The sequence below is a fragment of the Sphingomonadaceae bacterium OTU29LAMAA1 genome, from assembly GCA_024072375.1.
Classification (GTDB): Bacteria; Pseudomonadota; Alphaproteobacteria; order Sphingomonadales; family Sphingomonadaceae; genus Sphingomonas.
In genome coordinates, this window is record CP099617.1 from 1,513,747 (window position 1) to 1,535,314 (window position 21,568).

The following is a 21,568-nucleotide window of genomic DNA, read 5'->3' on the forward strand; positions in this document are numbered from 1 at the left end:
TGTTACTATTACGATATGCTTGCTGATTGCCTCGGCACTTCATGAAGCCGGGCCGATCGACACTTAATACATCCACCTCGAGTGTGTTCATTGCGAGCGTAACGAGTGCAGAGGGTAAACCGCCGAACGCTCATATGGGCGATCCGATAAGGGAGCCGGTGGCCGATCCGGCACCACCTCGCTTTTGCCATAGAAAATTGCGCGTACACGCAATTTTCGCAGCGCAGCAAAGCTTGAGGTCCGCAGCCGAGGGGAGCATAGGCACCCCATGGCCGACCAGAACCAGAGCATGGCCGAGGCGCTTGCCGCCCGGCTGACCAAGGGCGCGCTACCGGGAGAGTTGACCGGCTTCGGAGAGGCGGAACGCGCCGCCGCTGCCGCGTTCGTCGCGCAGACCGCCGCGCGGCGTGAACCCGGCAAGCCGGCGATCGCGCTGGAAGCGATCGCATCCGACGACGTCCGCCGCCGGATGCGGCTGGCGATCGTCAACGACGACATGCCGTTCCTGGTCGATTCGATCGCGGCATCGATCGGCGAACAGGACCTCGACATCGACCGGGTGATCCACCCGGTCGTCCGCGTCAACCGCGACAGCGACGGCGCGCTGACCGACATCGGTGGGGCCGGCAATCCCGAATCGATGATCTATATCGAGCTGGAACGCGCCGATGCGCGCGACCGGCGCGGGCTGATCGAGGAGCTGACCGCAGTTCTCGCCGACGTTCGTGCCGCCGTCACCGACTGGCCGCAGCTGCAACGCGCGATGGCGCGCGACGAAGCCACGCTGCCACAGGGCGAGGGCGCGGCGCTGCTGCAATGGTTCCTGGACGGGCAATTCACCCTGCTGGGCCATCAGGTCTGGCGACGTGACGGCAGCGCCGGCGAGGCACTGGGGCTGGCACGCAACCCGCATCAAACGCCGGTGCTGGCGGAGGTAAGCCGCACCCTTGCCATCAAATGGTTCGAGGATGGTGGCGACGCACCGCTGCTGCTCAAATCCAGCCTGATCTCCACCGTCCACCGTGCGGTGCCGCTCGACCTCGTCATCGTTCCGATCATCGCGGCTGGCGAGATCACCGGCCTGTCGATCCATGCCGGCCTGTGGACCAGCGCCGCGCTGAATGCCCGGCCGCGCGACATCCCCGTGTTGCGGGCCCGGCTGGCGGCACTGGAAGCGAAGTTCGGCTTCGATCCCAAGGGGCATGCCGGCAAGGCGTTGACCCACGCGCTCACCTCGCTGCCGCACGATCTGGTCGTCGCCTTTCCCGCGCCAGCGCTGGAAGAGGTCGTACTCACCGCAATGAGCCTTGCCGATCGGCCGCGGCCAGCGCTGGTGCTGGTCAAATCGGCGCTCGGCCGGCACCTGTTCGCATTCGCCTGGCTGCCGCGTGACGACCTGACCACCGCGCGCCGCGTGGCTATCGCGCAGATGCTGACCGAAGCGTCAAACGGCACGGTACTCAACTGGTCGATCAGCCTCGACGACGGCGTCGTCGCGCTACTGCGCTATACGATCGACCTGCGCGGCTCCGGCCGGATGCCCGACACCGAACCGCTCGCCGAACGCCTGCGCCGTATGGTCCGCGGCTGGGTGTCGGACGTCGAGGCGGCACTTGCCGAACAGGTGCCGCCGGCGCGTGCGGCGCGGCTGGCGCTGCGCTGGGCGCAGGCCTTCCCGCCCAATTACCGCAATGTCAGCAGCCCGGCAGAGGCCGCGGCGGACATCCTGCGGATCGCACCTCTGGAAGACGCCGATGCGCGTTCGGTGCGCATCTTTCCGGTCGTGCCCGGCGAGGATCGCCAGCTGAAGATCTACAAGTCGCACGGCGCGCTGGCGCTGTCCGACGCGGTGCCGGTGCTGGAGAATTTCGGCTTCCGCGTCATCGGCGAACTGCCGACGCGGCTGCGCGAGGACAATGACAGCTTCGTCCACGATTTCGTCGTCGAGACCGATGCGACCGACGCCAACGATCCCGCCACGCTGGAAGCCGCGATCGCCGCTGCGCTGGAGGGCAAGGCTGAGAACGACGCCTTCAACCGGCTGCTCGTCGACGTCGGCCTGTCGCCGCAATCGGTGGTGCTGTTGCGCGCCTGGTTCCGCTACCTGCGTCAGGCCGGGCTACCGTATGGACTGACCACGGTGGTCGACGCGCTACGGCGCGCACCGAAGCTGACCAAGGCGCTTATCGCCCGCTTCGCCGCCGCGCACGATCCGGCCAACCCCGGCGACGTGATCGCGGCGGACGCAGTGATCGAACGCGGGCTGGATGCGGTGTCGGCGATCGACGACGACCGTATCCTGCGCGCCTATCACCACCTGATCGGTGCATGTCTGCGCACCAACGCTTTTGCGCCCGCGGCGGCGGAAGCACTGGCGTTCAAGCTCGACAGCCATCTGATCCCCGGCCTGCCGGCGCCGGTGCCCTGGCGTGAGATCTGGGTCTATTCGCCACGCATCGAGGGCATTCATCTCCGTGCTGGGCCGGTTGCGCGCGGAGGGTTGCGCTGGTCCGATCGCCGCGACGATTTCCGTACCGAGATCCTGGGCCTGATGAAGGCGCAGCGCGTCAAGAATGCAGTCATCGTACCCACCGGCGCGAAAGGCGGCTTTTATCCGAAGCAGCTCCCCTCGCCCGCGATCGATCGCGACGCTTGGCTGGCGGAAGGAACGGAGAGCTATCGCATCTTCATCCGGTCGCTGCTGTCGATCACCGACAATATTGTCGATGGGACGGTGGTGCATCCCGATGGCGTCGCGGTGCTGGACGGCGAAGACCCCTATTTCGTGGTCGCCGCAGACAAGGGGACCGCGACGTTCAGCGACGTCGCCAACGCCCTCGCGCTGGAACGCGAATTCTGGCTGGGCGACGCCTTCGCCAGCGGCGGCTCGCAGGGTTACGACCACAAGGCGATGGGGATCACCGCCAAGGGCGCGTGGGTCTCGGTGCAGCGCCACTTCGCAGAGCGCGGCGTCGACGTGCAGACGCAGCCGATTCGCGTCGTTGGATGCGGCGACATGTCGGGCGATGTGTTCGGCAACGGCATGCTGCTGTCGAAGGCGCTCAAGATCGTCGCGGCGTTCGACCACCGCCACATCTTCATCGATCCCGACCCCGATCCCGCCGCGAGCTGGGACGAGCGTGCCCGCATGTTCGCGCTGCCACGGTCGAGCTGGGCGGATTACGATACGTCGCTGATCAGCGCCGGCGGCGGCGTCTGGGCGCGAAGTGAAAAGGTCATTCGGCTGTCGGCGCATGCGCAGGCGGCGCTTGGCATCACGCAAGCCGAACTCGATCCCGCTGCGTTGATCTCGGCGATCCTGAAGGCGCCTGCCGACCTGTTGTGGTTCGGCGGCATCGGCACCTACGTCAAGGCGGCGGCGGAGAACAACGCCGCCGTCGGCGATCCGGCCAACGATCGGCTGCGCGTCAATGCCGAGGCGCTGCGCGTCACCGCGATCGGCGAAGGCGCGAATCTGGGCGTGACGCAGGCTGCCCGCATCGCGTTCGCGCAGGCCGGCGGTCGCATCAACACCGACTTCATCGACAATTCGGCGGGCGTCGATTGTTCGGACAACGAGGTCAACATCAAGATCGCGCTCAACCGTGAGATGAACGAAGGCCGGTTGACCTTCGACGATCGCAACACGCTCCTCGCCAGCATGACCGACGACGTCGCACATCTGGTGCTGGAGGATAATCGCCTGCAGACGCTCGCACTGTCGATCGCCGAGGCGGACGGCGCACCGGCGATCCCGAGCTATGTCCGCGTGATCGAAATCTTCGAGAGCGCGGGACGACTGGACCGTGCGGTCGAGGGGCTGGCCGGCAACGAGGATCTGCTACGGCGCGGACAGGAAGGGATCGGTCTGAGCCGGCCCGAACTCGCGGTGCTGCTGGCGACCGCCAAACTGGCGTTGCAGGACGGGATCGAGCGCACGCCGCTGGCGATGGCGCCCGAACTGGCCCCCGACTTGTATGCGGCGTTCCCTGCGGCGATGCAGCGCGATTATGCGACCGCGATCGACGAGCACCGACTGCGGCCGGAGATTGTCGCGACGAAGCTTGCCAACCGCATTGTTAACCGTCTCGGCATCCTGATTCCGTTCCAGCTCGCCGAGGAAGAGGGCGAGGCGATCGCCGACATTGCGGCGATGTTCGTGGTGGCGGAGCGGCTGTTCGGGCTCGATGCCCTGTGGAGCGACATCGAGCGCGCCGACATCACCGAGGGCGCGCGGATCGCGTTGTTCAACGAGGTGGCGCTGGCGACGCGATCGCACATCGCCGACTTGTTGCGGGCGACGGCGCCGGGAACGTTGCCGGGTGCGGTGCTCGATCAATTGGGCAAGGGTATCGCCCAGCTGGAGGGGCAGACCGCCTCGCTGCTGCTCGAGGAAGCGAGCGCGCAGAGTGCCCGCATCACGGCGCAATTGCAGGCGGCAGGCGCACCGGTCGATCTGGCGCAGCGCGTCGTCCGCCTGTTCGATCTGGATGGCGCGGTCGGGCTGGCGGCGCTGGGCGAACGGATGGGACTGGACGAGATCGAACTGACGCGGGCCTTCACGCATCTGGGTCAGGCGCTCGGCCTCGACTGGGCGCAGGCGGCGGCGGCGCGGATCGAATCCAGCGATCCCTGGGAGCGGCTGTTGCTCGCCGGGCTGGCGCGCGATTTCCAGCAGCAGCGGCTGGAATTCCTGTCGCGGAACGGCGGCAGCGATCCGCGCGGTGCGGTGACCGACTGGCTCGCAACCAATGCCGCGCGAATCGCGCAGTTCAAGCTGGTGATCGATCGTGCGCGGCATGCGGCACAGCCGAATGCCGCGATGCTGGCGCAGATTGCAGGGCAGGCGCGGGTGCTGCTGGGGCGGTGATGGTCGTCGGGTGAGGCGGTGGGCGGTGATGCGGCCGCTTGATGCGTTGCGTCGACCGGCACCCAGCCTTCATTCGTCATCCCGGCATACATCGGGATGACGGACAGTTATCGTTATGCGCCCCTGCCCGTCCCTCTGATCGCCGCCTTCGCCCGCCATTCGCGCGCGCGCCACCACATAATCACCCCGGTCACTGCGAGCGCCGCTGGCAAGACGCCGCCGAGGAAGATCACCATCTGCCAGACGATACCCATCCCGTCGCCGTCATGGATACGCCGCATCAGCCGCGCCGCACCCCCCGACTGGCGGGACGCGACCGCCACGGCGATGCCGCCATCGTCCGCGACCTTCACCGTCCCGCCGCCGGCATAGGTCACCGTCCAGTCGGGTGAGCGGGTCGTCGGCCAGGCGATGCTGCGGATCGCGCCGCGGCTTGCCGTCGCCGCGCGTTCGATGACGACACCGATCGGCTGAGCCGGATCGTCCAGCGCCTGCGCCCGCATCGCCGCGGCGCGATCGGGGCCACGTCCGCCGCCGAACACACCCGGAAAGCTGATCCATACGCCGGTCAGCGACAGCACGAATAGCGGGACCGATATCCAGAAGCCCATCAGGAAATGGAGGTTCGTCTCGGTGTTGCGGTGCCGGCGCCAGCGCAATCCCTTCACCCACGCTCCGACCGTCGGCCACCACAGCCACAATCCGGTGAAGCTCGACACCAGCATCGCCACACCGATCCAACCGACGATCTGCCGCCCCACGCCCGGCACCTGCAAACTGCCGTGCAGCACATGAAGGAAGCGGACGACGCCCGAATTGCTTGGCGCGACCTGCAATATTCGCGCGGTCGGTGGGTCGAGGTAGACCATGGTGCGCACCGGCGGGCCACGACGACCTGTTGAAGCCCCGGCCGGCTGCGCGGCGATTGCGACCGGCCCGCCATCCCCGGGTATCGTCAGCTGCGATATACGATCGCCCGGTTTCAGCGCGGCGCGCGCGGCGGCGACATAGGTATCCGCTTCGAGTAGCGTGCTGCCTGTCACCGCATAGCGAGCCGGATTGACCATCCGGTCGAGCGCATCGTGCCAGACCAGCGCCGCCCCCGACAACGAAAGCGGTATGACGAGGATCGCCAGCGTCAGTCCGATCCACTTGTGAATTTGGAACCAGAGCTTCCGCCATGCCAGTCTGCTCATCCGTCGCTCCCGTCCTCCGGGACTGGGGTCGCATGCAGGCCCTGTGCGGTCAATCGCGCGGCGAACAGCCAGCTGCGCAATGCGCTAGCGAGGTTGGGCGGTTCTTCCGCGGCGATACGGAGCACGTCGACCTGCGCGACCAGTGCCGACAGCGGCAATCCATGGGCGATCGCGGCCAGTTCCAGCGCCCGCCAGAACGCGGGTTCGAGGCTGATCGAGGTCTGATGGCCGGCGATGGTGATCGACCGCTTTACCGGTCCTTCGAACCCGAACGGCGGCGCTACGATCTCAGGCATCGGCCCAGCGGCGCAGCAGATTATGGTAGATGCCGGTCAGCCGGACCACCGCCGGATCGCCCTGCCCCTGCGTGGCGGCGACCGACTGGACCGCACCGTCGAGTTCGAACAGTGTCCGCCGCTCGCCGTCGTCGCGGACCATGGATTGCAGCCAGAAGAAAGACGCCGTTCGTACACCGCGCGTCACCGGCGTCACGCGATGCAGGCTGGAGGCGGGATACAGCACCAGATGGCCGGCGGGCAGCTTCACCGTCTGTGGCCCGAACTGGTCCTCGATCACCAGCTCGCCGCCATCGTAGGCATCCGGGTCTTCGAGAAACAGGGTCGCCGACAGGTCCGACCGGATCCGGAATTCGGTGCCGCGCTGGATGCGGATCGCATTGTCGACGTGCAGGCCGAAATCCTGGCCGCCGGCATAGCGATTGAACAGCGGCGGAAACACCCTGAGCGGCAGCGCCGCCGCGAAGAACAGCGGGGACCGGCCGAGTGCATCCAGCACCATGGCCGCCGCCTCGCGCGTCGCCGGCGCATCCTCCGGCAGTTGCTGATTGCGCTTGGCGAGCGCCGCCTGCGGACCGGACGTGACATTACCGTCCACCCAGTCCGCCGCGTCGATCAGCGCGCGCAGCCGGGCCACGCCATCGGCGTCGAGCACATCGGGTATCGCAATCAGCATGTCATGGCTCGTCCGGTCTCCTCCCCGCCGGGGGCGGGGAGAAGTAGCAGACTTCAGAAGCTGTAGAACAGGCTCAACACTGCCGAGCGCCCCTCGCCGGGTGCGGCCCAGCCGTTGTTGCGGATGCCGGTGTAGTATTTTTCGTTGGTGAAGTTCTGCACGTTGAGCTGCGCGGTCAGGCCGCCAGCAAAGCTGTAGGCCATATAGGCGCGGTGGATCAGGTAATCGTCCGAACGATAGACCGGGGTCAACGTCGCCGCCGCGGTCAGCGGCGCAGCCAGCGCCGGATTGTTGAGCGCGAAGCTGCCCTGATAGGTCAGGCCATAGCCTACCTCGAGCCCGAACGGCAGCTTGTAGGTGGTGAACAGGCTACCCGAATGTTTCGGGGTCTGGATCAACTGGCTGTCGCGTTGCGGATCGAGAACCGCCGTGTTGTTGCCGCACGGATTGGCCGTGGTGCTGGTATTCGGGCTGGTCAGGCAGCGGTCCGATACCGACTGCAGCACCTTGCTGTCGAGATAGGTATAATTGGCGAAGATCGTCCACGCGCGCGAGACGTTGCCCGAAGCACCGATCGCGATGCCGTCCACCCGGCTGCGGCCATCGAGCACCTGCGTCGTGGCTGGCAGCGCTGGGTCATTCGAGGTGACCCGGTAATTGGTGCGTTCGTTACGGAACACCGCTGCGGTCAGTTCCAGGCGACGGTTGAACAGCCCGGCCTTGATCCCCGCCTCGTAATTCTTGGCGGTTTCGGGTGCGACCTGACAGGGGTCGAACGTCACGTTCTGGCCGTTGACGACCGACGTTGTCGCCGCGCCGCAGCCTAGGCGCACCGTCGAGGAGGACGGTGTCCTGGCATTGCCGTAGCCGCCGTAGATGCTGACGTCCTTCACCGGATGGAACACCGCGCCGATGCGGTAGGAAAACAAACGTTCGTCGCTTCGCTGCGGCAGTTGTGCGGCGGCGGACACCTGCGTCGACCCCGGGGGTACGATCGTCAGCGGCAGCGTGCGGAAGCGGGCCTGCTGCGTTTCCCACCGGACGCCGCCGTTCAGCTCGAAATAGCGACCGAGTTCCAGCGTATCGAACAGATAGACCGCGACGTTGGTGGTTTCCGCCCTGGACTGCGCGGTGACGGTGCGGTTGACCGGGCCGGTGTAGACGGTGTCCGGGTTGCTGATCGCGATCGGCGGCAGCACCAGCGCCTGTCCCGCCGTGTTGCGGATCAGCGATGCCGAGGTGATCGCATAATCCTCGACCGACGCCGACATGCCGACATTGGCGACGTTGCGGATGCCGCCCTTCTCGCCTGTCTCGAACCGGATATCGGTCTGGTTGACGAGCAGCTGGTTCTCCTGATCGCGGACGAGGCCGCGCGGACCGTTGGGCTGGAACGTGCCGGGCGCTACGGTCAGCACGAGCGGATTGGCTGCGGTACGGAAGACGCCGGCTGAATCGACGACGTTGGTCAACGATGCGGTGCACGCGCCTCCCGTCGGGGAGCGATTGGTGGCAGCAAGGCAGTACGTCCCCTGTGGTGCGCTGGTGACGCTATACTGGCCGACGCGCTGCCAGCGGGTCAGATTGCGGACCGACAGTTGCTCGTTGACCTGATGCCGGAACGTCGCGGTGAAGCGATCGACTGTCGTATCCTGCCGGTCGAGGTTGCGGATGCCAAAATAGTCGCTGCGGTCGACGCCGGGGATTTCACCGTCGAACAACGCGTTCTTGTAATAGGGCACGCCATAGATCGGCGTGTTGCGATCCTCCTGATGGACATAGGCGAGCGTCAGGCTGGTGGGTCCGTCGATGCCGATCGTCACCGACGGTGCGATGCCCCAGCGCTTGTACTTCTCGACATCACGACCGGGCACGTCGTTGCGGTGATAGGCGCCGTTCAGGCGCACCGCGACGTTGTCGCCGATGCGGCGGTTGGCGTCGATCGCACCCCGATAATATTCGTCCGTGCCGACCGATCCCTGGATGATCGTCAGATCCTCGGCGCGCGGTTCCTTGGTGACGAGATTGATCGTACCGCCGACGCTACCCGATCCGTTGAAGACCGAATTGGCGCCGTTGTAGACCTCGATCTGCTGGATATTGAACGGATCGGTGCGGCTATATTGCGCGCTGTCGCGGATGCCGTCGACGGTGATGTCGTTGCTGGCGGAATAGCCGCGCAGGTTGATGCTGTCGCCATAGCCGCCGCCACCTTCGCCCGCACCAAAGGTGATGCCGGGGATCGTCTGGAGCGCGTCGCGGAGGGTCTGAAGGTTCTGCTTGCGGATCACCTGATCGGAGATGACGGTGATCGTCTGCGGCGTATCGATGATCGCGCTGGTCGCCTTGGGACTCTCGACGACCGCCACGGCGGCCTCGCCCTTGCCGTTGACGACGATCTCGTCACGCTCGACGGACCGCTTCGCATCCTGTGCCTGCTGATCGGCGATCGCCTTCGCGCGCTCGGCTGCGGTTGCCGGCGCCGTGTCTGCTGCCATGGCAGGCGCGGACGCGATGAAGCCGACGCACGACAGTGCGATGAAATGCGATTTGGTCATGTAGATCCCCTTTGTCGAAGGGGCGCTTAATGCGAATGATTATCATCGTCAACGCTATTGAGAGTCACACGCAGAAAAGTTCCGGCCGATGCGACATGCGGAGAGTTCGGTTACCAGTGTTGCGACGAGATCGGCGGTCGGTACGCTGCGTACGAGCGGTGCACCTTGCCCCGCCCATTGTGCACCGAAGCCCTGTTCTCCCGTGGCTCGCGCGGCTGCATGCAGCGCCTTGCCGGCATCATAGGCGATCGGATAATCCGGCGGCCGGTGATTGCCGACTCTGCCGTCCAGCGCGGTGAAGCGATTGGCGAGCGCACGGGCGGGGCGACCGGAGATCAGCGACGTCATCACCGTATGCCACGCAGCGGGTCCGGTCAGCGCTGCGCGATAGGCTTCGTCGGCGGCGGATTCGGGACACCCGACGAACGCCGTGCCGAGCTGTGCGGCCACCGCACCCAGATCGAGGGCAGCGGCGATACCGGCACCGTCCATGATGCCACCGGCCGCGATCACGGGCAGACGCGTCGCGCGCACCAGCAGGCGGGTCAGCGTCATCGTGCCGAGCGCATCGTCCGGCGCATCGGGATCGAACATGCCGCGGTGGCCGCCTGCCTCGATTCCCTGCGCGACGATGGCGTCGATGCCGGCGGCCTCAATCGCCTGCCCCTCCGCCACGCTGGTCGCCGTGGCGAGAAGCAAGACGCCGCGCCCGCGTAATGCTGTGATCGTGTCAGCGGGCGGTAGCCCGAAGTGGAAACTGACGACCGGCGGCGCGGCTTCGACCAGTAGCGCCAGCATGGCGGGATCATCTGCAAAGCTGGGGTAGATCGCGCGCAATTCCGCCGGCGGCTCCGCGCCGAATGCCGCGAATTGCGGTGCAAGCCACGACAGCCACCGGGCTTCCCGCTCACGATCGACCCGTGGGGTCGGATGCACGAACAGGTTGACGTTGAACGCGCGGTCGGTGTGGTCGCGTACCGAGGCGATCGTCGCCGCAGCCTCGGTCACCCCAGCGGCGCCCAACGCGATCGATCCGAGTCCGCCGGCATTCGACACTGCCGCAGCCATGGTCGGCGTGGACACTCCTGCCATCGGCGCCTGCACGATCGGCAGGACAACCCCGATGCGGTCGAGCAACGGCGCGGTCGTACCGCTCATGGCGTGTCGAACAGCGCCGCCAGTTGCTCTATGATCGTGCCGCCCAGTTGCTCGGCATCCATGATCGTCACCGCGCGGGCATAATAGCGCGTTACATCGTGGCCGATGCCGATCGCAACCAGTTCGACCGGCGACTTACCCTCGATCCAGCCGATCACCTGCCGCAGATGGCGCTCCAGATAGCTGCCCGAATTGACTGACAGGGTCGAATCGTCGACCGGCGCGCCGTCGCTGATGACCATCAGGATGCGGCGCTCTTCGGGGCGCGCCATCAGGCGGGCGTGCGCCCATAACAGCGCCTCGCCGTCGATGTTTTCCTTCAGCAGCCCTTCGCGCATCATCAGGCCAAGGTTGGTGCGTGCACGCCGCCACGGTTCGTCCGCCTTCTTGTAGACGATGTGGCGGATATCGTTGAGCCGCCCCGGCTGTGGCGGGCGTCCGGCCGCAAGCCACGTCTCGCGCGCCTGCCCGCCCTTCCATGCCCGCGTGGTGAAGCCGAGGATCTCGCTTTTCACGCCGCAACGTTCCAGCGTGCGGGCAAGGATGTCGGCACTGATCGCGGCGATGCCGATCGGGCGGCCGCGCATCGATCCGCTATTGTCGATCAGCAGCGTCACCACGGTGTCGCGGAAATCGGTCTCGCGCTCGATCTTGTAGCTCAGCGACTGGCCAGGGGTGACGACGACGCGGGCGAGGCGCGCGGCATCGAGCATGCCTTCGTCCTGATCGAAGTCCCACGAACGAGACTGCTGCGCCATCAACCGACGCTGCAAGCGGTTGGCGAGCTTGGACACCGCCGATTGCAGATGCGCGAGCTGCTGGTCGAGATAGCCGCGCAGGCGAGCTAGTTCATCGGCGTCGCACAGGTCGGTCGCCGCGACGACCTCGTCGAATTGCGTCGTCCACGGCTTGTATTCGAACTGCGGCATGAAGTCGCTGTTCGGGCGATTGGGGCGGACCGGCTGCATCCCCTCATCGCCGTCGTCACCGGGTTCGCCGTCGAGATCGTCCATCGATTCGTCGCCGAATTCCTGGCCCTCGCCCTCGTCGCTGTCCGATTCCTGCGCCTCGCCGCGGGCATCGACTTCGCCATCGCCCTGCGCGGCCTGATCGTCGTCGCCTTCCTCGCTTTCGTCCTGCTGCTGTTCGTCGCTGCCCTCATCCTCCGAGCCGCCGTCGTCGGCGTTTTCGGGCAGGATCTCGCCCTCGACCAGTTCGAGGTCTTCGAGCATCTTCATCGCGAGCGACTGGAACGCACGTTGGTCGTCGAGGGCGAGGTTGAGCGCCGACAGGTCGGTGCGCTCGTCGATCCATTCACGCACCAGCGCCAGACCGGGTGCGGCGGCGGCCGGCGATTCGATCCCGGTCAGTTTTTCCCGCACCAGCAGCGACAGCGCCGTCGACAGCGGGACTTCCTCGCGAGTGCGGGCGCGAGTGATCGGGTCGGCCCGCAATCGAACGTCGAGCGCGTGTGCCAGATTTTCGGAGATACCCGCATAGCCGCGGCTACCCAGCGCCTCGACCCGCGCGGTTTCGACCGCGTCGAATACGGCGCGCGCGACGGCTTCCGGCGGCGCCGCCTTCAGGTGCATCGCGATATCGTGATGCCGCAATCGCAACGCGAAGCCATCGGCGAATCCGCGCGCCTCCGCGACCTGCTCAGCGGGCAGTGCGCGTGCGGGCATCGGCACCTTGATATGCTTGCCGCTTTGCGTCGGCGCGTCGGCGGTGAACGCCAGTTCCACCTCAGGCTCCTCCGCGATTGCACGCGCCGTGCCGGCAAGGACGGCCTTGAACCGGTCGAGAGGGGTTTCGTTCGCCATTAGTTCCGTATTTCCGTCGGCCGGACCGTGCCGCGCCGCCTGCCAAAGAGCGTGACGATCGCCACTGCTGCGCAAAACGCCACAACGAAGCACAGGATCATGAAGAGATCCTCCGTATCCTCGATACCCAACCCGCCCAGCCGGCCCGACAGCGCACTGACAGCCAACCCGACGCTTTCAGGCCAGTGGATACGACCGAGCACCCAGGCGATCGCCAGCGTCAGCGCCGCGATCGCTGCGCCACGCGCTATTCGGCCTCGTATCACGACACGACGATCGTGCCATAGGCACGCCCGCCACCTTTCGGAATGGCGATCGTCTGCCCGTTACGCAATGCGGCGGCGAGACGCGTGAAATCGGCCAGACGTTGCAGCGTAACGCAGCCTTCGCTGATACCGAGCGGGCCGACCGGATGCAGCCGGAACTCGCCGCGACGGACATGCCCGACGAAGGTCTCGTCATCCAGTCGGCCGTCATCGCGAAGCAAGGCGAACCAGCTGGAATGATCGATGCCCGACCACGTATCCTTGACGAAATCGCGCAGCCAGCCGAGCCGCCCACCGCTTTCGCGATCGACGATGTAGTAGCTGCCGGGCGGCAATGGCCCGATCTTCGCGACGCCCACACCCTTCGGATCGTTGCGCCAGCGTCCAGAGCCCGAGAAGGCGGCGAAGCTCCCGACACCCGGCGCCACCAGCGTCGACATCGCCCGGCTGTTGAGCGCGAAGGTGCAGGCGATCGCCACGCGTCAGGCCTTCCCTACCACGCTTTCGGGCAAGTCCTTGCCGAAGACGCGCTGGTAATATTCCGCGACCAGCGGGCGTTCGTTCTCGTCGCACTTGTTGAGGAATGACAGGCGAAACGCGAAGCCCACGTCGCCGAAGATCAGCGTGTTCTGCGCCCAGGTAATGACGGTGCGCGGGCTCATCACGGTCGAGATGTCGCCGTTGATGAAGCCCTTGCGCGTCATGTCGGCAACGCGGACCATGTTGTCGACGGTCTTCTTGCCTTCCGGCTTGTCGTATTCACCGGATTTGGCGAGCACGATCTGCGATTCGATGGCGGCGGGCAGGTAGTTGAGCGTGACCACGATGTTCCAGCGATCCATCTGACCCTGGTTGATCTGCTGCGTGCCGTGATACAATCCGCTGGTATCGCCCAGGCCGACCGTGTTGGCGGTGGCGAACAGGCGGAACCACGGGTTCGGCCGGATGACGCGGTTCTGGTCGAGCAACGTCAGCTTGCCCTCCGTCTCCAGCACGCGCTGGATCACGAACATCACGTCGGGACGGCCCGCATCATATTCGTCGAACACCAGCGCGGTCGGCGTCTGCAACGCCCATGGCAGCAGGCCTTCGCGGAATTCCGTCACCTGCTGACCGTCGCGCAACACGATCGCGTCGCGGCCGATCAGGTCGATGCGGCTGATGTGCGCGTCAAGGTTGATGCGGATGCACGGCCAGTTGAGGCGCGCCGCCACCTGTTCGATGTGGCTCGACTTGCCGGTGCCGTGATAGCCCTGCACCATCACGCGGCGGTTGTGCGCGAAGCCCGCCAGCACCGCCATCGTGGTGTCCGGGTCGAATACATAGGCGGGGTCGAGGTCGGGGACGCGCTCGTCCGCCTCGCTGAAGGCAGGGACCTGCATGTCGCTGTCGATCCCGAACAGGTCGCGCACGCCAACCATTTTGTCGGGGGCGTCCATGATCGTCGTTTCGCGGCTGTCTGGCTGGGTGTTCGGGATATCGGTCATCGTTATCGGGGCACCATTCGGGCTGGGGCGAGTGTCTAGCGACCCCTCCCAACGCGCGAAGCGAGCGAACGGCGCAACGGATATGCAGTGGAAACGGATCGCCCCGCCGTCAAGCCGCCGCGGGCGCGATCTTGGCTGGCAGCGCGAACAGATCGGCGAACCGTTCGGCCAGCGCGCGGTCGCCGCTCAAGCGCAGCGATCCATCCGCCTCGGCCTCCGCCAGCGGTCGCTTGACGTAGATCCACACCGCCAGCGACGTCGGATCGGTGTCGATCACCACGTCAGCATCCGCCGGCTCTGCACGCGCGATCGTCAGCGCTCCGCGCTCCAGCCGCGCGAGGAAGCGGTCGCCGGCCAGCAGGAACCCGATCGTCATCGCCAGATCGCCGGACTTCGGCCCATCGATCATCGTGCGCAGCGAAAGCATCGCCGACGCGGGCGAGAACGGCCGCGTCGGGTCGTGCAGCGGCGAACGCGTCGCCCAGCGCCCCATCGTCTGCAACACCGGTTCGATTTCGTAACCCCAAGGGGTCAATTCGTAGACCTGCACCGACGCGGGCGACGGCAACATGCGACGGACGAGCATGCCGCCCGCCTCCAGTCCGTCGAGCCGCTGGGTCAGCACGTTGGCACTGATCCCGTTCAAATGCGCCTTGATCTCGCCAAAGCGGCGCGGCCCGAACATCAGTTCGCGCAGGATCAGCAGCGACCAGCGTTCGCCGACGAATTCCAGCGCCATCGCGGTTCCGCAGGCATCGTCGTACCATCGCCTGTCGACCTTGGTTACTTTTTCTGACTTCATAGTTGCTTTATGTAAGCATCCGGCGCATCCATTGCCAGAGACGATTCGGAGAGGAAGCGTTCGCCATGCCAAAGATGATCTTCGTGAACCTGCCGGTGCGCGATGTCGCCATCGCCACCGATTTCTACACGGCGCTGGGGTTCGAGAAGAATCCGATGTTCTCGAACGAACGGGGATCGTCGATGACATGGTCCGATAGCATCGCCGTCATGCTGCTGGACCACGCCTTCTACGCGACCTTTACCGATAAGCAGATCATCGATGCCCGCACGCAGAGCGGTGCACTGCTGGCGCTGTCGTTCGACGACCGCGCGGCGGTGGATGCGATCACCGAAGCCGCACTAGGCGCGGGCGGGCGCGAGCTGCACGATCCCGAGGATCACGGCTTCATGTACAGCCGCGCGTTCGAGGATCCGGACGGGCATGGCTGGGGACCGTTCCACATGGACATGGCCGCCGCCGAACAGGCGATGCGCCAGCCGGCAGATCAGGCGGCGACGTCATGATCCCGACGATCACCGCGTTCGACTGGGTGCCCGGCTTCGCCCGCGGGCAGGTGCGGGACCTGCGTGTTCGCTGGGCACTGGAGGAAGTCGGCCAGTCGTACGACGTCCGCTACCTACCGCAAGGCGGTCAGAAGCAGGCCGATCACCGCAGCAGGCAACCGTTCGGACAGGTGCCGACCTACGAACAGGGCGACCTGACGCTGTTCGAATCGGGTGCGATCGTGCTGCACATCGCGGAGACGCACAGCGGCGACCTGTTGCCCGCCGATCCGGCCGCCCGCGCCCGCGCGATCGAATGGATGTTCGCCGCGCTCAACTCGGTCGAGCCGACGATGATGGACCATGCGACCTGCACCCTGTTCGAACGCGGCGAGCCATGGTCGGCGCAGCGCCTGCCCTCCGTCCTGCGGCGGATCGACGACCGGCTCCGCGACCTGTCGCAGCGGATGGGCGAGCGGACGTGGCTGGACGGCGATGCCTTTACCGCGGGCGACCTGCTGATGATCAGCGTGCTGCGCATCGTCGCGGACGATGGCCTGCTCGATCCTCACCCCAACCTGTCCGCCTATGTCGCGCGCGGCGAGGCGCGGCCCGCCTTTCGCCGCGCGCTGGATGCGCAACTGGCGGGCTTCACCGGCACTGCGCCGCCGGGAATCGCCGCGTGGCTGAAGGCGCAGGGACTGGACACGAAGGAGGACGTTCGATGACCTATGTGGATGGCTTCGTCGTCGCGGTGCCGACCGACAAGCGGGACGCCTATCGCGAGCATGCCGCCAAAGGCTGGGCGATGCTGAACGCGGCCGGCGCCACCCGCAATTGCGAATGCTGGGGCGACGATGTGCCGCACGGGACGCTGACCGACTTCCATCGTGCGGTGCAGGCCACGGCGGACGAGACGGTGGTCTTTAGCTGGATCGAATATCCGGACAAGGCGACGCGCAACGCGGTCGCGGCGCGGATCATGGCCGATCCGAAGATGGAGGAACTCGCCGCGACGATGCCGTTCGACGGCAGGCGGATGATCTATGGCGGCTTCGATATGCTGGTCGAGACCGGCGCGCCCTCCCCGGACGACGGCTATGTCGACGGCTTCCTGATGGTGGTGAAGGACCGCGCGGCCTATGTCGCGATGGCCGAACGCGCGGAGATCGTGTTCCGCGACCATGGCGCGACCCGCGTCATCGAGGCCTGGGGCGACGATGTCCCCGCGGGCAAGGTGACCGGCTTCCCACAGGCGGTGCAGTTGCAGGACGGCGAAACGGTCGTCTTCTCCTGGGTCGAATGGCCGTCGAAGGCGGTGCGCGACACCGGCATGGCGGCGACGATGGCGGACGAGCGCATGCAGACCGCGCCGGAGGACATGCCCTTCGACGGCAAGCGCATGGTCTATGGCGGTTTCGCCAAGCTGTTCCAATCCTGACGGGAGCGACGACGATGACCCTGACCGATGGCCATCCGATCTGGTTCGAACTGAGCACGCCCGATCACGCCGCCGCCGTGACCTTTTATCAGGCGCTGTTCGCGTGGACGACGCGGGCGTCGCCGGTCGCCGAGCATGGCGGCTACGTCATCGCGTCCGCGCCCGACGGGGACGGGATCGCCGGACTGATGACGCCGCCGCCGGGTGCGCCGCCGGGCGGGGGCTGGTCGATCTATTTCCTGAGCCACGATATCGCCGCGACGCTGACCAAGGTCGGCGAACTGGGCGGCAGCGTCGCCTTCGGCCCGATGGACATCCCCCATGTCGGCCGGTTCGCGGTGGTGCTCGATCCGCAGGGCGTCGCGTTCTCGGTAATGCAGCCGTTCGCCGAGGATGCCGCCCGCCCGTTCAAACAGGCACCCGATGCGCAGGGCCATGCGGTGTGGATCGAGCTTGCGACCCCCGATCCCGACGCCGCCTTCGCCTTCTACGGCGGCCTGTTCGGCTGGACGAGGGAAGGCGCGATGCCGATGGGCGAGATGGGCGAATACGCGTTCCTCGGCGCGGGTGAGGCTCGGCCCGGCGCGGTGATGTCGAGCACCCTCACCCGCGCACCGCAGCAATGGAACAGCTATTTCCTCGTCGTCGACATCGACGCCGCGGTCGCGACGGCGGAGGCCGGTGGCGGCAAGCTGATCCAGGGTCCCGACCCGATCCCCGGCGGCGACTATTCGGCCAACATCGTCGATCCGTACGGGCATCAGGTCGGCATCGTCGGACCGCGCAAGGGAGGAGACGCCGCATGAATTACGAATTGTCGATCACCCGCCTGATCGATGCACCGGTCGATGCGGTCTGGCGCGCATGGACCGAGGACACGGGCGCGTGGTTCTGTCCGAAGCCGTGGATTGCCGAGTTCGTGACGCAGGACCTCGTCACCGGCGGCGCATCGGTGATCGTGATGCGTGGGCCGAACGGCGAGGAGAACCGGCTGGAGGGCGTGTACCTAGAGGTCGTACCCGGCGCCCGCATCGTCTCGACAGACGCATTCACCGCCGGCTGGCACCCGGCAGGCCCGTTCATGGTCCGCATCGACACGTTCGCGGACGAAGGCGGCAAGACCCGCTACACCGCGACGGCGCGGCACTGGACCGCCGAGGCGCGGGACAGCCATGCAGCGATGGGGTTCGAGGCCGGCTGGGGCGCTTCGATCGACCAGCTGGAAGAGATTGCGGTAACGGCGCGGGCGAATACGCCGCACATCGCGGAATAACACGCCCCGCCTTTTCTGGCGCAGAACCGCGATCGCGAAGGGACGTGATCTGGTCGAACCGTGCCAGCCGCGCGCCGTCCCGGAGCGACGACGAACATCGAAGCCCTGCGAACTGATAAGGCGTTACACGAACGCAGGTGCCTGTCGCAGTTGCTGGTATGCCGCGATCACCTTTTGCAAGCTCGCCTCGTGGCTGCGATCGCCGCCGTTCCTGTCGGGATGATATTTGCGGACCAGTTCCGAATAACGCTTTCGCAGGGCGGAGCGGTCCGAATCCGGTGCCAGTCCCAGCACCTTCAGGCTGATCCTGTCCTGCCCGGACAGCGGCTTGCCGTCCGGCCGGTCGGGTGCGACCTCGCGCCGGTAACGCGCGCCGATCGCGTCGAGCGGATCGCTGAAGTCCGCCCAGCGGGGTCCGGCATCGCCGGTGCCAGCGCGCGCGAACGCACGCGTCTCCCGCTCCCAGCCCGCCAGCGGACGCTGGGCGTGGTGGATCTCGTCCGCGGTCATCCCGTTAAAATAATTGTAGCGGCTGTTGAAGGCCCTGACGTGTTCGAGGCACATCCAGCGGAATGCGCCCGGACCGCCGCCGTCCCCCGCACCTTCCAGTGGCGGCGCACGGAATTCGCCCGGCTCTTCGCATCCCGGCTCGGCACACACCCGGCCCTGCGCTTCCATCCGGCCGTGAAACCGCGTCTGCGGCCGTTCCTTCTTCTCGCTCCCGCGCGCCACGAACGCTCCCTAATCTTGCGCAATTCCGCTATATAGGCGCGATGAACGACACCGCCACCGCTGCCGCCCCCGTCCCTTTGGCGGACATCATCGCCGCCCGTCTGACTGCGGCACTCGATCCGACGCACCTCGAGGTCGTCAACGACAGTCACCACCATGCCGGCCATATGGGCGACGACGGCACCGGTGAATCGCACTTCACGGTGATCGTCGAAAGCCCCGCCTTCATCGGCGCCAGCCGCGTCGCGCGGCAGCGGGCGGTGAACCAAGCGCTCGCCGATCTGTTGTCCACGCGCATCCATGCGCTCGCCATCCGGGCCCGCGCTCCCGGAGAATGACGAATGGCCTATCGGCTGTGGTACTGGCCCTCGATCCAGGGGCGCGGCGAGTTCGTTCGCCTCGCGCTCGAAGCCGCAGGCATCGACTATGAGGATTGCGCGCGGGACGCGGGCGTCGAGGCGATGATGGCCGATCTGGAAGCGCGCGCCGCCAACGGCCGGGGCCCGTTCGCGCCGCCCTATCTGGCGCTCGATGGCCATGCCGTGGCGCAGGTCGCCAACATCCTCCAGTTTCTGGGCCAGCAGCACGATCTGGTGCCGTCCAACCTCGCCGACCGATACTGGCTCAACCAGTTGCAGCTGACGATCGCGGATCTGGTGGCGGAGGTGCACAACGTCCACCATCCGGTCGGCATGATGGACTATTACGACGACCAGAAGGCCGAGGCGACGCGGGCCGCGACGCAGTTCCGCGACGAGCGGCTGCCGAAATACCTCGACCATTTCGAGGATGCGGCGCGGCAGGGGCCGAGCCACTGGCTGATCGATCACCGCTGGACCTATGGCGACACGTCGCTGTTCCAGCTAGTCGGGGGGCTGCGTTACATGTTCCCGCGCCGGATGGCGACGCTGGCGCCCGACTATCCCCATCTGCTGCATATCCATGCCGCGGTGGGCGAGTTGCCGGGTATCCGGGCCTATATGAAAAGCGATCGGCGGCTGTCGTTCAACGAGGATGGCATATTCCGTCATTATCCGGAGCTCGACGGGGATTGAACGTGAAGGAGGAGCAATCCAGCGTTTCCCGATTGCCCCTTCGCACCGCCCGACACGCGCCGTAGAACCCGGTCCATGGTTCGCATTCCCCGCCCCGCCGCCCGCATCCTGCTCGTCGATGCGGGCGGCCGCGTGCTGCTGATGCGCTTCACGCCGGCCGATCGCCCGCCGTTGTGGTGCACGCCGGGCGGTGCGGTCGATCCCGGCGAAAGCTACGAAGCCGCCGCCCGCCGCGAATTGTGGGAGGAGGTCGGCCTCGACATCGATTGCGGCCCGCAGGTGGCACAGCGCACCGCTGAATTCCTGACGTTCGAGGGGGTCGAGGTGACGGCCGACGAGCGCTATTTCCGCGTGGATGTTAACACGCACGAGGTGCGGGCCGGCGCGCTGACGGCGCTGGAGCAGCGCCTGCTGGCGGGCTCGCGCTGGTTCGATCCCCGCGAACTGGCCCACTGGCCGGAAACCATCTACCCTGCCGATCTTGCGGCACTGCTCGAAGCAACGGAGCCCCACCATGCTCGATGATTTCGTCCTTCAGACCATTACTCCGGTCACGCACGATCTGGGCGGGTTCAAGGTCCACCGGACCTTGCCGAACAAGGAGCGGACGATGGTCGGGCCGTTCCTGTTCTTCGACCAGATGGGACCGGCGCATCTGGGGGTCGGCAACGGCATCGACGTGCGCCCGCATCCGCATATCAATCTGGCGACCGTCACCTATCTGTTCGACGGAGCGATCGATCATCGCGATTCGCTCGGCACCAGCGCGCGGATCGAGCCGGGCGCGGTCAATCTGATGACCGCCGGTCACGGCATCGTCCATTCGGAGCGGTCGCCCGGTGACGAGCGCACCAACGGCCCGAATTTGTCCGGCATCCAGACCTGGCTGGCGCTGCCCGAGGCGCAGGAGGAGATGAACCCAGCGTTCGAGCACGTCGCCAAGGCGCAATTGCCGACGATCGAGGCGCATGGCGCCCGTGCGCGGATCATCATGGGCGACCTGTGGGGCGTCGCCGCGCCGACCACGACCTATGCGGGCACGATCTATGCCGACATCGTGCTCGATGCCGGCGCCAGCATCCCGATCGACGCCGCGGCGGAAGAGCGCGCGGTGTACCTCGCGATGGGCGAAGCGACGCTGGAGGGCGTGCCGCTGGAACCGATGAAGCTCTACGTCCTGCGTCCCGGCATCGCGGCGACGCTGCGCTCGTCGAGCGGCGGACGGGCGATGCTGGCGGGCGGCGACGCCTTCAAGACGCCGCGCCATGTCTGGTGGAATTTCGTGTCGTCCAGCCGCGAACGGATCAACGAAGCCAAGCGCGCCTGGAAAGCCGGTGAATTCCCGGTCGTGCCCGGCGACGACAAGGAATGGATCCCGATCCCCGAAGTACCGAACACCGTGAGCTATCCGTAACGCCTGCTCGCACTACCGCGATGGCGCGAGCCCAAT

The 21,568-nt window shown here is 66.5% G+C and carries 21 protein-coding genes and 1 pseudogene; 11 read left to right on the forward strand and 11 right to left on the reverse strand.

All coding sequences use genetic code 11. The features are described from left to right. The first annotated feature begins 268 nt into the window (after nucleotides 1–268). Nucleotides 269–4,870 (forward strand): NAD-glutamate dehydrogenase, encoded by a 4,602-nt coding sequence (locus NF699_07540; GenBank protein USU06501.1) that lies wholly within the window; start codon nucleotides 269–271, stop codon nucleotides 4,868–4,870. A 113-nt stretch (nucleotides 4,871–4,983) separates the two neighbouring features. Here NF699_07540 and NF699_07545 read toward each other — a convergent pair whose 3' ends face one another. The 10 genes from NF699_07545 to NF699_07590 all read right to left on the reverse strand — a co-directional run bounded on the left by NF699_07545 (nucleotide 4,984) and on the right by NF699_07590 (nucleotide 15,132). Further along, nucleotides 4,984–6,066, reverse strand: coding sequence for a PepSY domain-containing protein (locus NF699_07545; protein USU06502.1), 1,083 nt, complete (start codon nucleotides 6,064–6,066; stop codon nucleotides 4,984–4,986). Beyond that, a complete protein-coding gene (locus tag NF699_07550) occupies nucleotides 6,063–6,362 on the reverse strand; it encodes a ribbon-helix-helix domain-containing protein (GenBank protein ID USU06503.1) in 300 nt (99 codons plus the stop codon). Before NF699_07550 ends, NF699_07545 begins: the two co-directional genes overlap by 4 nt. Continuing rightward, nucleotides 6,355–7,038 (reverse strand): Fe2+-dependent dioxygenase, encoded by a 684-nt coding sequence (locus NF699_07555; GenBank protein ID USU06504.1) that lies wholly within the window; start codon nucleotides 7,036–7,038, stop codon nucleotides 6,355–6,357. Before NF699_07555 ends, NF699_07550 begins: the two co-directional genes overlap by 8 nt. Nucleotides 7,039–7,091: 53 nt before the next feature. After that, the gene (locus NF699_07560; protein USU06505.1) at nucleotides 7,092–9,596 is read right to left on the reverse strand and encodes a TonB-dependent receptor; all 2,505 of its coding nucleotides are present in this window, start codon (nucleotides 9,594–9,596) and stop codon (nucleotides 7,092–7,094) included. Between the two features lie 54 nt (nucleotides 9,597–9,650). Then, on the reverse strand, nucleotides 9,651–10,754 hold the full coding sequence (locus tag NF699_07565) for a nitronate monooxygenase (protein USU06506.1): 1,104 nt from the start codon (nucleotides 10,752–10,754) through the stop codon (nucleotides 9,651–9,653). Further along, nucleotides 10,751–12,577: a cobaltochelatase subunit CobT gene (gene cobT, locus NF699_07570; protein ID USU06507.1), complete on the reverse strand. Its 1,827-nt coding sequence runs from the start codon at nucleotides 12,575–12,577 to the stop codon at nucleotides 10,751–10,753. Before cobT ends, NF699_07565 begins: the two co-directional genes overlap by 4 nt. After that, nucleotides 12,577–12,843 carry a hypothetical protein gene (locus NF699_07575; protein USU06508.1) on the reverse strand — a complete coding sequence of 89 codons (267 nt, stop codon included), beginning with the start codon at nucleotides 12,841–12,843 and terminating at the stop codon, nucleotides 12,577–12,579. The genes cobT and NF699_07575 overlap by 1 nt, the downstream gene beginning before the upstream one ends. Further along, a complete protein-coding gene (locus tag NF699_07580) occupies nucleotides 12,840–13,322 on the reverse strand; it encodes a DUF2778 domain-containing protein (GenBank protein USU06509.1) in 483 nt (160 codons plus the stop codon). Before NF699_07580 ends, NF699_07575 begins: the two co-directional genes overlap by 4 nt. Before the next feature lie 3 nt (nucleotides 13,323–13,325). Next, nucleotides 13,326–14,330, reverse strand: a complete 1,005-nt coding sequence (cobS, locus tag NF699_07585) for a cobaltochelatase subunit CobS (protein ID USU06510.1) — start codon at nucleotides 14,328–14,330, stop codon at nucleotides 13,326–13,328. Nucleotides 14,331–14,439: 109 nt separating this feature from the next. Further along, nucleotides 14,440–15,132, reverse strand: coding sequence for a winged helix-turn-helix transcriptional regulator (locus tag NF699_07590; GenBank protein USU06511.1), 693 nt, complete (start codon nucleotides 15,130–15,132; stop codon nucleotides 14,440–14,442). Nucleotides 15,133–15,197: 65 nt separating this feature from the next. Here NF699_07590 and NF699_07595 point away from each other — a divergent pair, with 65 nt between their 5' ends. The 6 genes and pseudogenes from NF699_07595 to NF699_07620 all read left to right on the forward strand — a co-directional run bounded on the left by NF699_07595 (nucleotide 15,198) and on the right by NF699_07620 (nucleotide 18,331). Beyond that, on the forward strand, nucleotides 15,198–15,638 hold the full coding sequence (locus NF699_07595; GenBank protein ID USU06512.1) for a lactoylglutathione lyase: 441 nt from the start codon (nucleotides 15,198–15,200) through the stop codon (nucleotides 15,636–15,638). After that, nucleotides 15,635–16,345, forward strand: coding sequence for a glutathione S-transferase family protein (locus tag NF699_07600; GenBank protein ID USU06513.1), 711 nt, complete (start codon nucleotides 15,635–15,637; stop codon nucleotides 16,343–16,345). Before NF699_07595 ends, NF699_07600 begins: the two co-directional genes overlap by 4 nt. After that, nucleotides 16,342–16,698, forward strand: a pseudogene (locus NF699_07605) (DUF1428 family protein). The gene NF699_07600 and the pseudogene NF699_07605 overlap by 4 nt, the downstream one beginning before the upstream one ends. Next, nucleotides 16,678–17,058: a DUF1428 domain-containing protein gene (locus NF699_07610; protein USU07029.1), complete on the forward strand. Its 381-nt coding sequence runs from the start codon at nucleotides 16,678–16,680 to the stop codon at nucleotides 17,056–17,058. The pseudogene NF699_07605 and the gene NF699_07610 overlap by 21 nt, the downstream one beginning before the upstream one ends. Before the next feature lie 14 nt (nucleotides 17,059–17,072). Further along, the gene (locus NF699_07615) at nucleotides 17,073–17,864 is read left to right on the forward strand and encodes a VOC family protein (GenBank protein ID USU06514.1); all 792 of its coding nucleotides are present in this window, start codon (nucleotides 17,073–17,075) and stop codon (nucleotides 17,862–17,864) included. Beyond that, nucleotides 17,861–18,331 carry an SRPBCC family protein gene (locus tag NF699_07620; GenBank protein ID USU06515.1) on the forward strand — a complete coding sequence of 157 codons (471 nt, stop codon included), beginning with the start codon at nucleotides 17,861–17,863 and terminating at the stop codon, nucleotides 18,329–18,331. Before NF699_07615 ends, NF699_07620 begins: the two co-directional genes overlap by 4 nt. Before the next feature lie 123 nt (nucleotides 18,332–18,454). Here the strand turns inward: NF699_07620 and NF699_07625 are convergent, their stop codons facing one another. Continuing rightward, nucleotides 18,455–19,009: a J domain-containing protein gene (locus NF699_07625; protein ID USU07030.1), complete on the reverse strand. Its 555-nt coding sequence runs from the start codon at nucleotides 19,007–19,009 to the stop codon at nucleotides 18,455–18,457. A 95-nt stretch (nucleotides 19,010–19,104) separates the two neighbouring features. Between NF699_07625 and NF699_07630 the strand changes: the two genes are divergently transcribed. The 4 genes from NF699_07630 (at nucleotide 19,105) to NF699_07645 (ending at nucleotide 21,532) form a co-directional block, all read left to right on the forward strand. Then, entirely contained in the window at nucleotides 19,105–19,401 is a 297-nt protein-coding gene (locus tag NF699_07630) for a BolA family transcriptional regulator (GenBank protein ID USU06516.1), read from the forward strand. Between the two features lie 3 nt (nucleotides 19,402–19,404). Continuing rightward, nucleotides 19,405–20,118 (forward strand): glutathione S-transferase, encoded by a 714-nt coding sequence (locus tag NF699_07635; protein ID USU06517.1) that lies wholly within the window; start codon nucleotides 19,405–19,407, stop codon nucleotides 20,116–20,118. A gap of 75 nt (nucleotides 20,119–20,193) precedes the next feature. Next, nucleotides 20,194–20,643, forward strand: coding sequence for an NUDIX domain-containing protein (locus NF699_07640; protein USU06518.1), 450 nt, complete (start codon nucleotides 20,194–20,196; stop codon nucleotides 20,641–20,643). Then, the gene (locus NF699_07645; protein ID USU06519.1) at nucleotides 20,633–21,532 is read left to right on the forward strand and encodes a pirin family protein; all 900 of its coding nucleotides are present in this window, start codon (nucleotides 20,633–20,635) and stop codon (nucleotides 21,530–21,532) included. Before NF699_07640 ends, NF699_07645 begins: the two co-directional genes overlap by 11 nt. Nucleotides 21,533–21,568: the final 36 nt, after the last annotated feature.

Coding starts and splice junctions, on each gene's coding strand:
- NF699_07620 (USU06515.1), top strand. CDS start 17,861: ATGAATTACGAATTGTCGATCACCCGCCTGATCGATGCACCGGTCGAT.
- NF699_07645 (USU06519.1), top strand. CDS start 20,633: ATGCTCGATGATTTCGTCCTTCAGACCATTACTCCGGTCACGCACGAT.
- NF699_07565 (USU06506.1), bottom strand. CDS start 10,754: ATGAGCGGTACGACCGCGCCGTTGCTCGACCGCATCGGGGTTGTCCTG.
- cobS (USU06510.1), bottom strand. CDS start 14,330: ATGACCGATATCCCGAACACCCAGCCAGACAGCCGCGAAACGACGATC.
- NF699_07545 (USU06502.1), bottom strand. CDS start 6,066: ATGAGCAGACTGGCATGGCGGAAGCTCTGGTTCCAAATTCACAAGTGG.
- NF699_07615 (USU06514.1), top strand. CDS start 17,073: ATGACCCTGACCGATGGCCATCCGATCTGGTTCGAACTGAGCACGCCC.
- NF699_07625 (USU07030.1), bottom strand. CDS start 19,009: ATGGAAGCGCAGGGCCGGGTGTGTGCCGAGCCGGGATGCGAAGAGCCG.
- NF699_07600 (USU06513.1), top strand. CDS start 15,635: ATGATCCCGACGATCACCGCGTTCGACTGGGTGCCCGGCTTCGCCCGC.
- NF699_07590 (USU06511.1), bottom strand. CDS start 15,132: ATGAAGTCAGAAAAAGTAACCAAGGTCGACAGGCGATGGTACGACGAT.
- NF699_07560 (USU06505.1), bottom strand. CDS start 9,596: ATGACCAAATCGCATTTCATCGCACTGTCGTGCGTCGGCTTCATCGCG.
- NF699_07640 (USU06518.1), top strand. CDS start 20,194: ATGGTTCGCATTCCCCGCCCCGCCGCCCGCATCCTGCTCGTCGATGCG.
- NF699_07610 (USU07029.1), top strand. CDS start 16,678: ATGCTGGTCGAGACCGGCGCGCCCTCCCCGGACGACGGCTATGTCGAC.
- cobT (USU06507.1), bottom strand. CDS start 12,577: ATGGCGAACGAAACCCCTCTCGACCGGTTCAAGGCCGTCCTTGCCGGC.
- NF699_07550 (USU06503.1), bottom strand. CDS start 6,362: ATGCCTGAGATCGTAGCGCCGCCGTTCGGGTTCGAAGGACCGGTAAAG.
- NF699_07630 (USU06516.1), top strand. CDS start 19,105: ATGAACGACACCGCCACCGCTGCCGCCCCCGTCCCTTTGGCGGACATC.
- NF699_07595 (USU06512.1), top strand. CDS start 15,198: ATGCCAAAGATGATCTTCGTGAACCTGCCGGTGCGCGATGTCGCCATC.
- NF699_07540 (USU06501.1), top strand. CDS start 269: ATGGCCGACCAGAACCAGAGCATGGCCGAGGCGCTTGCCGCCCGGCTG.
- NF699_07555 (USU06504.1), bottom strand. CDS start 7,038: ATGCTGATTGCGATACCCGATGTGCTCGACGCCGATGGCGTGGCCCGG.
- NF699_07635 (USU06517.1), top strand. CDS start 19,405: ATGGCCTATCGGCTGTGGTACTGGCCCTCGATCCAGGGGCGCGGCGAG.